Here is a 14,272-nt window from a genome sequence, read left to right as displayed (position 1 = left end):
TAGAATGCCTTCACTGCACCGATCGCTAGGTTTTCAGTGGTGTGGCATGTAGAATGCAGCGATTCAGGTGCAAGACGGCCTAACCCATTCACTGTCGCTTTAGGTCCATGCGGGTTTCTATAGGCGAGTAATTCAGAAATACCAAGGCAGAAAAACTTTTATAATGAAGCATATACGAAATTTCTCCATTATTGCCCATATTGACCACGGTAAGTCGACGCTGTCTGACCGCATTATCCAAATCTGCGGTGGCTTGACCGACCGTGAAATGGCCGCGCAGGTGCTCGATTCCATGGATCTGGAGCGCGAGCGCGGCATCACCATCAAAGCGCAGAGCGTGACGCTGGATTATAAGGCGCTGGATGGGCAGACCTATCAACTCAACTTTATCGACACCCCCGGCCACGTTGACTTCTCCTATGAAGTTTCCCGCTCGCTGGCGGCCTGCGAAGGCGCGCTGCTGGTGGTGGATGCCGGTCAGGGCGTCGAAGCCCAGACGCTGGCCAACTGCTACACCGCGATCGAAATGGATCTGGAAGTGGTGCCGGTACTGAACAAGATTGACCTGCCGGCCGCCGATCCGGATCGCGCCGCACAGGAAATCGAAGACATCGTCGGCATCGACGCTACCGATGCGGTGCGCTGCTCGGCCAAAACCGGCGTCGGCGTGCCCGAGGTGCTGGAGCGCCTGGTGCGCGACATCCCGCCGCCGCAGGGCGATCCTGATGCGCCGCTGCAGGCGCTGATCATCGACTCCTGGTTCGATAACTATCTGGGCGTCGTCTCTCTGGTGCGCGTCAAGAACGGCACGCTGCGCAAGGGCGACAAGATCAAAGTCATGAGCACCGGCCAGGTGTACAACGCCGATCGTTTGGGCATCTTCACGCCGAAGCAGGTCGATCGCGATGTGCTGAACTGCGGCGAAGTGGGCTGGCTGGTCTGTGCGATCAAAGACATCCTCGGCGCGCCGGTGGGCGATACCCTGACGCAGGCGCGTCAGCCGGCGGATAAAGCGCTGCCGGGCTTCAAGAAAGTGAAGCCGCAGGTGTACGCCGGTCTGTTCCCGATCAGCTCCGACGATTATGAGTCCTTCCGCGATGCGCTGGGCAAGCTGAGCCTCAACGACGCTTCCCTGTTCTACGAGCCGGAAAGCTCCACCGCGCTGGGCTTCGGCTTCCGCTGCGGCTTCCTCGGCCTGCTGCACATGGAGATCATTCAGGAGCGTCTGGAGCGTGAATACGATCTGGATCTGATCACCACCGCGCCGACGGTCGTCTACGAAGTGGAAACCACCGGCAAAGAAGTGATCTACGTCGACAGCCCGTCCAAGCTGCCGCCGTTGAACAACATCCAGGAACTGCGCGAGCCGATCGCCGAATGTCACATGCTGATGCCGCAGGAATACCTGGGTAACGTCATCACCCTGTGCGTTGAGAAACGCGGCGTGCAGACCAACATGGTCTACCACGGCAACCAGGTGGCGTTGACCTATGAAATCCCGATGGCGGAAGTGGTGCTCGACTTCTTCGACCGCCTGAAGTCCACGTCGCGCGGCTATGCGTCGCTGGATTACAACTTCAAGCGCTTCCAGGCCTCCGACATGGTGCGCGTGGACGTGCTGATCAACAACGAGCGCGTGGATGCGCTGGCGCTGATCACTCACCGCGACAACTCGCAGTATCGCGGCCGCGAGTTGGTGGAGAAGATGAAAGATCTGATCCCGCGTCAGCAGTTCGACATCGCGATTCAGGCGGCGATCGGCACGCACATCATCGCGCGTTCCACCGTGAAGCAGCTGCGTAAAAACGTGCTGGCGAAATGCTACGGCGGTGACGTCAGCCGTAAGAAAAAGCTGCTGCAGAAACAGAAAGACGGTAAGAAACGCATGAAGCAGGTCGGCAACGTCGAACTGCCGCAGGAAGCGTTCCTGGCCATTCTGCACGTCGGTAAAGACGGCAAGTAACCGCGACGAGTTCGCGAAACGAGGGAGTTTGCATGGCGAATATGTTTGCCCTGATCCTGGCGTTGGCCACCCTGGTCACCGGGATCATCTGGTGCTTCGAGCGCTTCAAATGGGCGCCGGCCCGCCGCGCGAAGATCGCGGCGGTCAACGCACAGACCGCGGGCGCCGTAGACGATAAAACGCTGGCGAAAGTGGCGAAGCAGCCAGGCTGGGTGGAGACCGGCGCATCGGTGTTCCCGGTGCTGCTGTTGGTCTTTGTGGTGCGTTCGTTTATTTACGAACCGTTCCAGATCCCGTCCGGCTCAATGATGCCGACGCTGTTGATTGGCGATTTCATTCTGGTGGAGAAATATGCCTACGGCATTAAAGATCCGATTACCCAGACCACGCTCATTGAAACCGGCCATCCGAAGCGCGGCGATATTGCGGTATTTAAATATCCGCTGGATCCGAAACTGGATTATATCAAGCGCGTGATCGGCCTGCCGGGCGACCGTATTACTTACGATCCGGTGAATAAGCGCGTTACCGTGCAGCCGTCCTGCAACAGTGGGCAGTCCTGCGATACCGCGCTGGCGGTGACCTACGCCGACGCGCAGCCGAGCGACTTCGTGCAGTTGTTCAGCCGCAGCGGCATGGGCGAGGCCAGCAACGGCTTCTACCAGATCCCGCTGAGCGATAACGTGCCGCCGGGCGGCATTCGCATGCGCGAGCGCCAGGAAAGCCTCGGCAACGTCACGCATCGTATCCTGACCGTGCCGGACGCGCAGGATCGGGTGGGCGCTTACTACCAACAGCCGGGCAAACCGCTGGCGGAGTGGGTGGTGCCGGCCGGGCATTACTTCATGATGGGCGACAACCGCGACAACAGCGCGGACAGCCGTTACTGGGGCTTTGTGCCGGAGAAGAATCTGGTGGGTAAAGCCACGGCCATCTGGATGAGCTTTGAAAAGCAGGAAGGTGAGTGGCCTACCGGCGTGCGTTTCAGCCGGATCGGCGGCATTCATTAATCGCTGACTGATTCCCTGTTATTTTCACGCCGCAGCCTACTGCGGCGTGAAAGATTAAGGGGATATAAAACACAGCATTATGTTTCCACTCGTTGTAGAATACTTTCTCGAGCGATAAAAAGTTGGCCCCTGCTGGGAGCCACTGCAAACGAAACAGCTTTGGATCGGCTTTCGGCGAAGCAGGCCTGTTCCGTATGCTGCAAGTTTTTGACGCATTCTTGATCTATTGGTAACTCATGAACCCCATCGTAATAAACAGGCTGCAGCGGAAGCTGGGCTACACTTTTCAACAGCAGGAGCTTTTACTGCAGGCTTTGACTCACCGCAGCGCCAGCAGTAAACACAATGAACGTCTTGAGTTTCTGGGTGACTCGATTCTGAGCTTTGTCATCGCCAATGCGCTCTATCACCGCTTTCCTCGCGTAGACGAGGGCGATATGAGCCGCATGCGCGCCACGCTGGTGCGCGGCAACACGCTGGCGGAGATGGCGCGCGAGTTTGACCTGGGCGAATGTCTGCGGCTTGGGCCGGGCGAATTGAAAAGTGGTGGGTTCCGCCGCGAGTCAATCCTGGCGGATACGGTGGAGGCATTGATCGGCGGCGTGTTCCTGGACAGCGATATCCAGACCGTAGAGCGTCTGATTTTGGACTGGTATCGCAGCCGGTTGGACGAAATCAGCCCCGGTGATAAGCAGAAAGACCCGAAAACCCGTCTGCAGGAGTTTTTGCAGGGGCGTCATCTGCCGTTGCCTTCTTATTTGGTAGTGCAGGTTCGCGGTGAAGCGCACGACCAAGAGTTTACGATCCACTGCCAGGTGAGTGGTTTGAGCGAGCCCGTGGTGGGCACCGGCTCGAGCCGCCGTAAAGCCGAGCAGGCGGCAGCGGAACAAGCGCTGAAAAAGCTGGAGCTTGAATGAGCGAAGTAAAACAACACTGCGGGTTTATCGCCATCGTCGGCCGCCCGAACGTGGGCAAATCGACGTTGCTGAACCAACTGCTGGGGCAGAAGGTTTCCATTACGTCGCGTAAGCCGCAGACGACCCGTCACCGCATCATGGGCATCGACACCGATGGCGCCTATCAGGCGATCTACGTCGACACCCCTGGGCTGCACATCGAAGAAAAACGCGCCATCAACCGCTTGATGAACCGCGCGGCCAGCAGCTCGATCGGCGACGTCGAACTGGTGATCTTCGTGGTCGAAGGCACCAACTGGACCGCCGACGACGAAATGGTGGTCAACAAGCTGCGCAGCCTGCGCTGCCCGGTATTGCTGGCGATCAACAAGGTCGATAACGTCACCGACAAATCCAAGCTGTTGCCGCACATCGCGTTCCTCAGCCAGCAGATGAACTTCCTCGACGTGGTGCCTATCTCCGCCGAAAAAGGCATGAACGTCGACACCATCGCCGGCATCGTGCGCAAGCTGCTGCCGGAAGCGGAACACCACTTCCCTGAAGACTACATCACCGATCGCTCACAGCGCTTTATGGCCTCCGAGATCATCCGCGAGAAGCTGATGCGTTTCCTGGGCGAAGAGCTGCCGTACTCGGTGACGGTAGAAATCGAACAGTTCGTGGCCAACGATCGCGGCGGCTACGATGTGCACGGCCTGATCCTGGTCGAGCGCGAAGGCCAGAAGAAAATGGTCATCGGCAACAAGGGCGCCAAGATCAAAACCATCGGCATCGAAGCGCGCCAGGACATGGAACAGATGTTCGACGCCAAAGTGCATCTCGAGCTGTGGGTGAAAGTGAAATCCGGTTGGGCGGACGACGAACGTGCGCTGCGCAGCCTGGGCTATGTTGACGATCTGAAGTAACGATCCGTGGACGGCTGGGAGCGCGCTTTCGTCCTGCATGGGCGGCCGTACAGTGAAACCAGTCTGATGCTGGATCTGTTTACCGAAGGTCATGGGCGGGTGCGCTTGCTGGCGAAAGGCGCGCGCAGCCGCCGCTCCAATCTCAAGGGCTGTCTGCAGCCCTTTACCCCCCTGTTAGTGCGCTGGGGCGGCCGCGGCGAAGTGAAAACGCTGCGCAACGCCGAAGCGGTCTCCCTCGGTTTACCCCTCAGCGGCATGATGCTGTACAGCGGCCTGTACGTGAACGAACTGCTGGCGCGCGTGCTCGAGCAGGAAACCAACTACTCGGTGCTGTTCTTCGACTATCTGCAATGCCTGCAGGCGCTGGCGGCGGAAGACAGCTCGCCGGAGCAGGCGCTGCGCCAGTTCGAGCTGGCCTTGCTGCACCACCTGGGCTACGGTCTCGATTTCCTGCACTGCGCCGGCAGCGGCCTGCCGGTGGATGATGCCATGACCTATCGCTATCGCGAAGAGAAAGGCTTCATCGCCAGCCTGGTGGTGGATCACTACAGCTTCACCGGGCGCGAATTGCGCGCGCTGGCGGAGCGGCAGTTTCCCGATGCCGAGACGCTGCGTGCCGCCAAGCGTTTCACCCGTATGGCGCTGAAACCCTACCTCGGCGGCAAGCCGTTGAAGAGCCGCGAACTGTTCCGCCAGTTCGTGCGCAAACAGCCGAATACGCCGGTCGACGACGCCTGACCTTTTCCCCTTTTGCCGCCCTGCGCCCGCGTGTAAACTGCTGGCACTGAAAATCGTATTTAGAGGTTGTCATGGCTGATTTGTTGCTGGGCGTCAATATCGATCACATCGCCACGTTACGTAACGCGCGCGGAACCCAATACCCGGATCCGGTTCAGGCGGCATTCATTGCCGAACAGGCGGGGGCCGACGGCATTACCGTGCATCTGCGCGAAGACCGCCGCCACATCACCGACCGCGACGTGCGCCTGCTGCGCCAGACCATCCAGACGCGCATGAATCTGGAGATGGCGGTGACCGACGAGATGCTGGACATCGCCATTGAGCTGAAGCCGCATTTCTGCTGCCTGGTGCCGGAGAAGCGCGAAGAAGTGACCACCGAAGGCGGCCTGGACGTCGCCGGCCAGCTGGACAAAATGAGCGTGGCGGTTGAGCGCCTGGCGCAGGCGGGCATTTTGGTCTCGCTGTTCATCGATCCCGATCATCGCCAGATCGACGCGGCGGTGGCGGTGGGCGCACCCTATATCGAAATCCACACCGGCGCCTACGCCGAAGCGCAGGGCGAGCTGGCGGTACAGGCCGAGCTGCGCCGCATCGCGGTAGCCGCCGCCTACGCGGCCGAGAAAGGGCTGAAGGTCAACGCCGGCCACGGTCTGACCTACCATAACGTGCAGCCGATCGCCGCGCTGCCGGAGATGCACGAGCTGAACATCGGCCATGCGATTATCGGCCAGGCGGTGATGAGCGGGCTGCCGGCCGCGGTTGCCGACATGAAAGTGCTGATGCGGGAAGCGCGCCGGTAATGGCGGTGCTCGGGCTGGGAACCGACATCGTTGAGATGGCGCGTATCGAAGCGGTGGTGGAGCGCAGCGGCGATCGCCTGGCGCGCCGCGTGCTGAGCGACGCCGAGTGGGCGCTGTATCAGCAGCACCAGCAGCCGATTCGCTTTCTGGCCAAACGTTTCGCGGTGAAAGAGGCCGCCGCCAAGGCGTTCGGCACCGGCATTCGCAACGGCCTGGCGTTCAATCAGTTCGAAGTGTTCAACGATGCGCTGGGCAAGCCGAATATTCGTTTGCACGGCCGCGCCGCCGAGCTGGCCGGGGAGATGGGGGTCACCGCGATCCACGTTTCGCTGGCCGACGAACGGCGCTACGCCTGCGCGACGGTGATCGTCGAAAGCTGAAAATAGCAAGGGCGCCTGTGGCGCCCTTGTCAGTCCTGCGGCGGATTAAATGCGATCGGCGTGGTGCAGCACCACGAACTTGTCCCACAGCTGTTCGTTGGTCTCGCGATGCTGCGGATCGGTGATGATGGTGTTGTCGATCGGGCAAACCTGCTGGCAGGTCGGCGTATCATAATGGCCGATGCACTCGGTGCAGCGATCGGTATCGATCTGATAAATCTCATCGCCCATCGAAATCGCCTGGTTCGGGCATTCCGGCTCGCACATGTCGCAGTTGATGCATTTGCGTGTGATTAGCAGGGCCATGATGTATCTCTCATTATTAACAGGGGTATTTTCGCAGCGGCATTATACCGGTTAAACCAGCTTTTTCATTAACTGTTCGCTGTGTTTGATGCGATCGCGGGCATGATCGAGATCGTGCTGGATCAGCGCCATAAACAGCAGGTCGGTGAGGGCGTACTGGGCCGTGCTGGAAGAGATGGCCGCGCTGCGGGTGTGGGGCTCTTCGGCGATGGTATAGAGGCAGTGGTCCGCGCGCTGCTGCAGGCCGTTGGGAGAGAAGCTGGTCAGCGCCAGCACTCTGGCGCCGGCCTGGCGCGCCTCTTCCGCCGCCAGATTGATTTCACGCCGTTCGCCGCTGAAAGAGATAGCCAGCAGCAGATCGCGTTTGTCCAGCGCCTGAACCGCCGCCAGCTGGACGTGCATGTCCGGTTCGGCCACTGCCATCACGCCGATTTTCAGCAGTTTGAAGGAGAAATCCTTGGCCACCAGCCCGGAGGCGCCGATGCCGATTAGCATCACCCGGCGCGCCTGGCGCAGCATGTCCAGCGCCTGATGCAGCCGCTCTTCGCTGTTGATGTCCAGCGTCGCGCGCAGCGCCGCCTGCTTTTCCGCCAGCAGTTTTTCACCGACGATTTTCAGCGTGTCGCTGCTGAGGATGTGGTTGTGAACGGTCACCACCGGCTCGGCCTGCGGCTGGGCCAGCGTTTCGCTCAGCGCCAGCTTCAGCGCCGGAAAGCCCTTATAGCCCAGCTTTTGGGCGAACTTCACCACGCTCGACTGGCTGATGCCGGCCAGCTCGGCCAGCTTTTGCGAGCTGAGATGGCGCGCCTGCTCGGCGTTGTTCAGCAAAAAGTCCGCCAGCTTGCGGTCGTTTTGCGCCAGTGTCGGATACATCTGGCGTATGCGCAGAAGGGTACTCATTGATCTTTCCCTGGAAACCAGCGGCCATTTTGCCACGCAGGCGGCGAAAACGCGCGGTGAAAATTTTTGTGAGCTCGTCGTTAAAATAGCAAATAGCGCTCGCTTTGTTGAATAAAATATTCAAATATTGATTTAAATTTGTGAATTAAAAATTCAAAGGTGAACAGATGAACTTAGGCGCACTGGTATCGGAAACCCGCAACCCGGCCACCATGGGGCTGGATGAGATGTCGACGCTGGAGATGGTCCGCTGCTTTAACCAGGAAGACCGCAAGGTGCCGGAGGCGATCGAAAAGGTGCTGCCGGCGATCGCGCAGGCGGTCGATTTGGCCGCGGCGGCGTTGAAGGCCGGCGGCCGGCTGATTTATTTGGGCGCCGGCACCAGCGGCCGATTGGGGGTGTTGGATGCCTCCGAGTGCCCGCCGACCTTCGGCGTGCCGCACGGCGTGGTGGTGGGCTTGATCGCCGGCGGGCCGGGCGCACTGCTCAAGGCGGTGGAGGGGGCGGAAGACGACGAAGCCCTGGGCGAAGCCGATCTCTGGGCGCTGAACCTCACCGCCGTCGATATGGTGGTGGGGTTGGCGGCCTCAGGGCGCACGCCTTATGTGATTGGCGCACTGCGCTATGCGCGCGGGCTGGGCTGCCCGACGGCGGCCATCTCCTGCAACCCGGATTCGCCGATCGCGCACGAAGCGCAGGTGGCGATTTCACCGGTGGTGGGGCCGGAGGCGCTGACCGGTTCGACGCGCCTGAAATCCGGCACCGCGCAGAAGCTGGTGCTCAACATGCTGTCGACCGGCGCGATGGTTAAGCTGGGCAAGGTCTATCAGAACCTGATGGTGGACGTGAAGGCCACCAACGTCAAACTGGTGGATCGCGCCTGCCGCATCGTGGTGGAGGCCACCGGCGCCGAACGCGCTCAGGCCGAGGCGGCGCTGGCGCAGACCGGCTTCGAGGTCAAGCCGGCGATACTGATGATTCTGGCCGGCGTCAGCGCCGAAGAGGCGCAGCAGCGGCTGCAGCGGCACGACGGCTACCTGCGCGCGGCGCTGGCGCGTTAACTCACGGTGGGGGCGGCGATGGACAAGACAACGGCATTGGCGACACAGATCCTGGCGGGCGTGGGGGGCGAGGGCAATATCCTCAAACTGGAGAACTGCATGACGCGGGTGCGCGTCGAGGTCAGCGACGAACAGCGTCTGGATCTGGCCGCTCTCAAGCAGCTGTCCGGCGTGAAGGGCTATATCAAACAGGGTGAGCAGCATCAGTTTATCGTTGGCCCGGGCGCCGCCGCCAAGGTGGTGGACGCCATGCGCGCATTGCTGAGCGGTAGCGCGCAGCCCGTCGTCGCCGTCGGTGGCGCGGCCCGCATCAAGGCGCAGGCCAAGCAAAAATACGCTGCGCCGATGAGCGGTGCGCTGAAAAAGCTGGCCGATGTTTTTATTCCGCTGATCCCGGCGTTTATCGCCTCGGGCCTGATCACCGGCATCATCAACCTGCTGAAACGGCCCGACATCGCCGGCCAACTGGCGGTGGACTACCCGAACGTGCTGGGGTTGCTGGCGATCTTCGGCAGCGCGGTGTTCGCCATCATGAACATTCTGGTCGGGGTCAACGCCGCGCGGGTGTTCGGCGGCTCCCAGGCGATGGGCGGCGTGATGGCGGGCATTCTCTCCAGCCCGGCGCTGGCGCAGATCACCTTGTTCGGCGAGGCGCTGCAGCCGGGGCGCGGCGGGGTGATCGCCGTGCTGCTGGTGGTGGCGTTGATGTGCTGGGTGGAGAAACGCCTGCGCGCGCTGCTGCCGGAATCGGTTGAGCTGATCCTTAATCCATTGCTGACCACGCTGGTCACCGCCTCGCTGGCGATCCTGATTCTGCAGCCGATCGGCGGCATTATCTCCGACGCCATCGCCCACGGCGCCAATCTGGCGATCGACAAGGGCGGGCTGCTGGTGGGGGCGCTGCTCTCGGGGCTGTTCCTGCCGCTGGTGCTCTCCGGCCTGCACCAGGGGCTGGTGCCGATCCACGTCGAGCTGGTGCAGGCGCACGGTTCCAACCCGCTGCTGCCGATCCTGGCGATGGCCGGCGTCGGGCAGGTAGGGGCGGCGCTGGCGGTGCTGTTGAAGACCCGCAACGCGCGGCTGAAGAAGGTGATCAAAGGGGCGTTGCCGGTCGGCATTCTCGGCATCGGCGAGCCGCTGATCTTCGGGGTGACCTTGCCGCTGGGGCGGCCGTTTATCGGCGCCTGCCTCGGCGGGGCGGTCGGCGGCGCGCTGATCAGCTACTGGAAGGTGGCGACGGTAATCACCTTCGGCATTTCGGGGCTGCCTTTGGCGTTGACCATCGTCTCAGGTAAGGTGATGTTGTATCTGGCGGGGATGCTGATTACGATTGTCGCCGGTTTTCTCTTCACCTGGATGATGGGGTTCAACGATCCCGAGGAGTAGCGTTTGAGCGACAAGCAGCAACAACCGGCCGCAGAGGGGCGCCGCGTGGTCTTTTTCGATCTGGACGGCACCCTGCATCAGGAGGATATGTTCGGCAGTTTCTTGCGCTTTCTGCTGCGCCGTTTGCCGCTGAACCTGCTGCTGGTGATACCGGTGCTGCCGCCGATCGGCCTGGCGCTGCTGCTGCTGGGGCGCGCCGCGCGTTGGCCGATGAGCCTGCTGCTGTGGGCGATTACTTTCGGGCGCTCCGAAGCGAAGCTCAAGGCGCTGGAGCGGCAGTTTATCGAGGCCTTCCGCCAGAAGGTGACCGCGTTTCCGGTGGTGCAAATGCGGCTGCGGCAGTACCTGGACGAGCACGATGCTGAAGTGTGGCTGATCACCGGCTCGCCGGAGCGGCTGGTGGAGCAGGTGTATCGCGACTCGGCGTTTCTGCCGCGCGTGCGGTTGATCGGCAGCCGCATCACGCGCCGCTGCGGCGGCTGGGTCTTGACCCTGCGCTGCCTGGGAGCGCAGAAAGTGGTGCAGCTGGAGCAGCGGCTCGGTGCGCCGCTGAAGTTGTACAGCGGTTACAGCGACAGCAAGCAGGATAATCCGCTGCTGTTCTTTTGTGAGCACCGCTGGCGGGTAAGCAAGCAGGGCGAGCTGCAGCAGCTGGAATAAACCAAGGGCGGAGGATTCCGCCCTTGCTGTTTTTATCAGTACCGCGATCGGTCGTCGGTCACGTCGTGCGGCTTGCGCCCCAGCTGCCAAATCTTCTCCGCATAATGCCCCAGTGCCCACAAGCTCAGGCCGAGCAGCGCGAAGAAAACCGCCTTCGGCATGCTGTCCCAGAAAAACTCGAACAGGCGGGTATACAGGTTAATGCCGAGGAAGGTCAGCCCGAAGCCGCGCAGCATGGCGTCGTCATGCTTCAATCCCAGCCAAATGGCGGCGAGGGCGGCCAGCCCGAACAGCAGGCTCCAGTGGAACAGCTCGATCTGGCGCGCGCGGTACCAGCTGTCGAGGTCGCCGTAGTTGCCGAAGATAGACAGCAGCCACAGGGCGATAAACAGATACAGCAGGCCCATCGCCAGCGACACCCGCTGCAGGCCGCGTTGCGCCAACAGCGGCCGCAGCAGCAGCGCGGCGGCGATCAGCACCGCGCCAAAGGCGATAAAACGAATCGGGTAGCTCATGCCGAGCCAGTAGGCGCCCCAGCCGGACAGGTAGCCGGTCTCGGCGCCGAAGGCGTTGCCGAGCGACAGCAGGGCGAACCACCATACCAACCCGGAGCGGCTGAACCAGCCGATCGCGCCGTACAGCAGCGCGGCGAACAGCAGCAGCACGGAAACCCGGCCGCTGCCGTTATCCAGCCAGACCCCCAGTTGCCATAAGGCGCAGGCGGTAAGCAACACGGCGACAAACAGCGCCGCCTCATTGCCGTAGCGTTTTTCCGGGTGGCGCCGGCGGCGACGCAGCGCCCAGACGTAGGCCAGTGCCGCCAGTACGCCGGCGATCGCCATGCGCACCGGCGCGTCGAAGCGGAACAGTCCGCTGAGCCATGCAAGCAGTTCGCTGTCGGCGAACAGGCTGGTGACGGCGATCAGCAGCGAGGCCAGCGCGGCGAGAAACGCATAGCGCGCCAGCCGCCGCCAGTCGAAAGGCTGCACGGCCACATGCTGCAGCAGCTGCTGCCGTTGTTCGGCCGTCAAGGCGCCTTCTCCCACCCAGCCGTCCAGCGCCTTGCGCACCACGACCGCGTTCTTTTTACTGAGTTTCATGCTTCTTGTCCCTGAATCACATGCTGATTCGGCCAGTATAGCCATTGGCGGGCGGCTACGACAAAGGAGGGCTAGTGTGTATAATGCCCGCCGCAAAAGCGCACGAGGAATTATGCGATGACTGAATATAACGATGAGTACTGGATGCGTCAGGCATTGCAGCTGGCCCTGCGCGCGCAGGAAGAGGGCGAGGTGCCGGTGGGTGCGCTGCTGGTGCTGGACAATCAGGTCATCGGCGAGGGCTGGAACCGCCCGATCGGCCGACACGATCCTACCGCACACGCCGAGATCATGGCGCTGCGCCAGGGCGGCGCGGTGCTGCAAAACTACCGTCTGCTGAACGCCACGCTGTACGTCACGCTGGAGCCGTGCGTGATGTGCGCCGGGGCGATGGTGCACAGCCGCATCCGCCGGTTGGTGTATGGCGCCGCCGACGAGAAAACCGGCGCGGCCGGTTCGCTGGTGGACATTTTGCGCCATCCGGGCATGAACCATCAGGTGGAGATCGTCTCGGGCGTGCTGGCGGAGGAGTGCGCCGCCACCCTGAGCAATTTCTTCCGCCTGCGCCGCGAACAGAAAAAAGCGCTCAGGCTGGCGCAGCGGGCGGCGGATAAGCCGGAATAATCAGTAGTTGAGCGCCAGTTCCGGCATCACCGTCGGGTAGCCTTTCCCCAACGCCTCCTGCTCGGCGGCCGCTTGCGCTGCCTTTCTCTCTTTTTCCTGCAGATAGCCCACCAGGCTGACCTGGTAGCGGCGAATGTTTTCTACATAGTTGTAGGCTTCACGCCCGCGCGCATAGCCGTAGGTCAACTGCGGGTAGTAGCGCTTCTGGCTGAGCATCGGCAGGCGCTGCTTGACGTCGACCCAGCTGTCCGGGTTGCCTTTTTGCGTCTTGGTCAGCTTGCGAGCGTCCAGCATGTGGCCCCAGCCCATGTTGTAGGCCGCCAGCGAGAACCAGATGCGCTCGTCTTCCGGCACGCTGTCCGGCACCTTGGCCATCAGCCGCTGCAGGTAAAGGGCGCCGCCCTGAATGCTCTCTTCCGGATCGAGGCGGTCGTTGACCCCGAGGCCGTCGGCGGTGGCGCGGGTCAGCATCATCAGGCCGCGCACGCCGGTGGGTGAGGTGGCCTGCGGATTCCAGTGCGATTCCTGATAGGCGATGGCCGCCAGCAGCTTCCAGTCGATCTCGTTGGCGTGCTTCTCGAACAGCGGGCGGAAGTTGGGCAGCACCGAGTCGATGGCCGACAGGAAGGTTTTGGTGTCCACATAGTCGAAGCTGCCAACGTGGCCGAGGTATTTCTCTTCGAGCCGCGCCAGGGTGCCGTCGTCCACCATCTGGCTGTAGAAGTCCAGCATCGCCGCGTACAGGCTGTCGTCGCCGTCGCGTTTCAGATACCAGGTAACCGGCTCTTCGTCGGTGACGTCGAACGCCACCGCCAGCTGCGGATGGATGCGCTGCAGCAGCGCGATGGTCACCGAATCGCCGAGGGTGTAGTCCAGCTTGCCGTCGGCCACTCGCTCCAGCAGCTCTTTGGAGGTGAGATCGCTGGAGGACTCCCAGGCGAGATCCGGGTATTTATCCTGTTTGAGCTGCTTGAGGGTGCTGACGTGCGCGGAACCGGAAGCGACCGCCAGCTTGCCTTTAATGTCGGCGAAACTTTTCGGCCGCGGGGTGCCCAGCCGGTACACCAGCTGTTGGGAAACGGAGTAGTAGGCCGGGCCGGTACGCGCGCGGCTGAGGCGCTCCTGGTTGTAGATCAGGCCCGCCGCCAGCAGGTCGGCGTCGTCGTCGTCCAGATCGTCGAACAGGTCATTGATGTTCTGATGGGGGATCACCACCAGCTTCACCCCGAGGTAGTTGGCGAAGCGCTTCGCCAGTTCGTAGTCGAGCCCACCCGGCCCTTGCTTGGTGTTGAAATAGGTCAGCGGGGAGTTCAGCGTGCTGATACGCAACTCGCCGCGGGAAATGATCTCCTGGAGTTGCCCGCCCTGGCCGCTGCGCCAGGTGATATTGGGCCACAGCGCGAGAGCCAGAAGCAGGGTGACAACGCCGATGAGGATGTAGTTTATTTTAAGACGTTTCAAATAGTTATCCAGTGGTGGCACAGGTACGCCGGCGACGATAACCGCGACTTTTCTCATG

General features: G+C 61.8%; 15 protein-coding genes. 11 read left to right on the top strand and 4 right to left on the bottom strand.

Annotated features, from left to right (window positions below; all coding sequences use genetic code 11):
• Nucleotides 1-163: 163 nt before the first annotated feature.
• From lepA to acpS, 7 genes are all read left to right on the top strand, one after another.
• The gene (gene lepA / locus ACSBQQ_RS19200; RefSeq protein WP_060428993.1) at nucleotides 164-1,963 is read left to right on the top strand and encodes a translation elongation factor 4; all 1,800 of its coding nucleotides are present in this window, start codon (nucleotides 164-166) and stop codon (nucleotides 1,961-1,963) included.
• A 32-nt stretch (nucleotides 1,964-1,995) separates the two neighbouring features.
• On the top strand, nucleotides 1,996-2,973 hold the full coding sequence (gene lepB / locus ACSBQQ_RS19195; RefSeq protein ID WP_033635624.1) for a signal peptidase I: 978 nt from the start codon (nucleotides 1,996-1,998) through the stop codon (nucleotides 2,971-2,973).
• Between the two features lie 236 nt (nucleotides 2,974-3,209).
• A complete protein-coding gene (gene rnc, locus ACSBQQ_RS19190) occupies nucleotides 3,210-3,890 on the top strand; it encodes a ribonuclease III (RefSeq protein ID WP_004929158.1) in 681 nt (226 codons plus the stop codon).
• On the top strand, nucleotides 3,887-4,795 hold the full coding sequence (gene era, locus ACSBQQ_RS19185; protein ID WP_004929162.1) for a GTPase Era: 909 nt from the start codon (nucleotides 3,887-3,889) through the stop codon (nucleotides 4,793-4,795). The genes rnc and era overlap by 4 nt, the downstream gene beginning before the upstream one ends.
• Before the next feature lie 6 nt (nucleotides 4,796-4,801).
• Complete coding sequence (gene recO / locus ACSBQQ_RS19180) at nucleotides 4,802-5,533, top strand: DNA repair protein RecO (RefSeq protein ID WP_004929165.1); 732 nt, start codon at nucleotides 4,802-4,804, stop codon at nucleotides 5,531-5,533.
• Nucleotides 5,534-5,604: 71 nt separating this feature from the next.
• Nucleotides 5,605-6,336: a pyridoxine 5'-phosphate synthase gene (gene pdxJ, locus ACSBQQ_RS19175; RefSeq protein WP_025303943.1), complete on the top strand. Its 732-nt coding sequence runs from the start codon at nucleotides 5,605-5,607 to the stop codon at nucleotides 6,334-6,336.
• Nucleotides 6,336-6,716, top strand: a complete 381-nt coding sequence (gene acpS, locus ACSBQQ_RS19170; protein ID WP_004929169.1) for a holo-ACP synthase — start codon at nucleotides 6,336-6,338, stop codon at nucleotides 6,714-6,716. The genes pdxJ and acpS overlap by 1 nt, the downstream gene beginning before the upstream one ends.
• A gap of 45 nt (nucleotides 6,717-6,761) precedes the next feature.
• Here acpS and ACSBQQ_RS19165 read toward each other — a convergent pair whose 3' ends face one another.
• Together ACSBQQ_RS19165 and ACSBQQ_RS19160 are read right to left on the bottom strand one after the other, a co-directional pair.
• Nucleotides 6,762-7,022 carry a YfhL family 4Fe-4S dicluster ferredoxin gene (locus ACSBQQ_RS19165; RefSeq protein ID WP_039568565.1) on the bottom strand — a complete coding sequence of 87 codons (261 nt, stop codon included), beginning with the start codon at nucleotides 7,020-7,022 and terminating at the stop codon, nucleotides 6,762-6,764.
• A gap of 51 nt (nucleotides 7,023-7,073) precedes the next feature.
• Nucleotides 7,074-7,922, bottom strand: a complete 849-nt coding sequence (locus ACSBQQ_RS19160; protein WP_033648938.1) for a MurR/RpiR family transcriptional regulator — start codon at nucleotides 7,920-7,922, stop codon at nucleotides 7,074-7,076.
• Nucleotides 7,923-8,089: 167 nt separating this feature from the next.
• Between ACSBQQ_RS19160 and murQ the strand changes: the two genes are divergently transcribed.
• From murQ to yfhb, 3 genes are read left to right on the top strand one after another with little or no spacing between them, the layout of a single operon-like run.
• Nucleotides 8,090-8,983, top strand: coding sequence for an N-acetylmuramic acid 6-phosphate etherase (gene murQ / locus ACSBQQ_RS19155; protein ID WP_060428991.1), 894 nt, complete (start codon nucleotides 8,090-8,092; stop codon nucleotides 8,981-8,983).
• 18 nt (nucleotides 8,984-9,001) lie between these two features.
• Nucleotides 9,002-10,369 (top strand): PTS transporter subunit EIIC, encoded by a 1,368-nt coding sequence (locus ACSBQQ_RS19150; protein WP_060428988.1) that lies wholly within the window; start codon nucleotides 9,002-9,004, stop codon nucleotides 10,367-10,369.
• Between the two features lie 3 nt (nucleotides 10,370-10,372).
• The gene (yfhb, locus tag ACSBQQ_RS19145) at nucleotides 10,373-11,029 is read left to right on the top strand and encodes a phosphatidylglycerophosphatase C (RefSeq protein WP_039568563.1); all 657 of its coding nucleotides are present in this window, start codon (nucleotides 10,373-10,375) and stop codon (nucleotides 11,027-11,029) included.
• A 35-nt stretch (nucleotides 11,030-11,064) separates the two neighbouring features.
• On the opposite strand, the gene ACSBQQ_RS19140 is transcribed toward yfhb, so the two are convergent.
• Nucleotides 11,065-12,129, bottom strand: coding sequence for a DUF2157 domain-containing protein (locus ACSBQQ_RS19140; protein WP_060428986.1), 1,065 nt, complete (start codon nucleotides 12,127-12,129; stop codon nucleotides 11,065-11,067).
• Between the two features lie 117 nt (nucleotides 12,130-12,246).
• Here ACSBQQ_RS19140 and tadA point away from each other — a divergent pair, with 117 nt between their 5' ends.
• On the top strand, nucleotides 12,247-12,753 hold the full coding sequence (tadA, locus tag ACSBQQ_RS19135; protein WP_033648933.1) for a tRNA adenosine(34) deaminase TadA: 507 nt from the start codon (nucleotides 12,247-12,249) through the stop codon (nucleotides 12,751-12,753).
• On the opposite strand, the gene mltF is transcribed toward tadA, so the two are convergent.
• Nucleotides 12,754-14,214: a membrane-bound lytic murein transglycosylase MltF gene (gene mltF / locus ACSBQQ_RS19130; protein WP_004941352.1), complete on the bottom strand. Its 1,461-nt coding sequence runs from the start codon at nucleotides 14,212-14,214 to the stop codon at nucleotides 12,754-12,756. It abuts the gene before it with no gap.
• Nucleotides 14,215-14,272 lie beyond the last annotated feature (58 nt).

This window comes from Serratia sp. G204Y (assembly GCF_051172435.1).
Lineage (GTDB): Bacteria > Pseudomonadota > Gammaproteobacteria > Enterobacterales > Enterobacteriaceae > Serratia > Serratia sarumanii.
The sequence above is the reverse complement of the archived record's forward strand: the minus strand, read 5'-3'. Positions and strand labels throughout refer to the sequence as shown.

What these genes read in the sequence shown, in the direction of transcription:
- ACSBQQ_RS19150 (WP_060428988.1), top strand. Translation starts at nt 9,002, where the DNA reads ATGGACAAGACAACGGCATTGGCGACACAGATCCTGGCGGGCGTGGGG.
- ACSBQQ_RS19160 (WP_033648938.1), bottom strand. Translation starts at nt 7,922, where the DNA reads ATGAGTACCCTTCTGCGCATACGCCAGATGTATCCGACACTGGCGCAA.
- ACSBQQ_RS19140 (WP_060428986.1), bottom strand. Translation starts at nt 12,129, where the DNA reads ATGAAACTCAGTAAAAAGAACGCGGTCGTGGTGCGCAAGGCGCTGGAC.
- tadA (WP_033648933.1), top strand. Translation starts at nt 12,247, where the DNA reads ATGACTGAATATAACGATGAGTACTGGATGCGTCAGGCATTGCAGCTG.
- murQ (WP_060428991.1), top strand. Translation starts at nt 8,090, where the DNA reads ATGAACTTAGGCGCACTGGTATCGGAAACCCGCAACCCGGCCACCATG.
- ACSBQQ_RS19165 (WP_039568565.1), bottom strand. Translation starts at nt 7,022, where the DNA reads ATGGCCCTGCTAATCACACGCAAATGCATCAACTGCGACATGTGCGAG.
- lepB (WP_033635624.1), top strand. Translation starts at nt 1,996, where the DNA reads ATGGCGAATATGTTTGCCCTGATCCTGGCGTTGGCCACCCTGGTCACC.
- rnc (WP_004929158.1), top strand. Translation starts at nt 3,210, where the DNA reads ATGAACCCCATCGTAATAAACAGGCTGCAGCGGAAGCTGGGCTACACT.
- lepA (WP_060428993.1), top strand. Translation starts at nt 164, where the DNA reads ATGAAGCATATACGAAATTTCTCCATTATTGCCCATATTGACCACGGT.
- acpS (WP_004929169.1), top strand. Translation starts at nt 6,336, where the DNA reads ATGGCGGTGCTCGGGCTGGGAACCGACATCGTTGAGATGGCGCGTATC.
- era (WP_004929162.1), top strand. Translation starts at nt 3,887, where the DNA reads ATGAGCGAAGTAAAACAACACTGCGGGTTTATCGCCATCGTCGGCCGC.
- pdxJ (WP_025303943.1), top strand. Translation starts at nt 5,605, where the DNA reads ATGGCTGATTTGTTGCTGGGCGTCAATATCGATCACATCGCCACGTTA.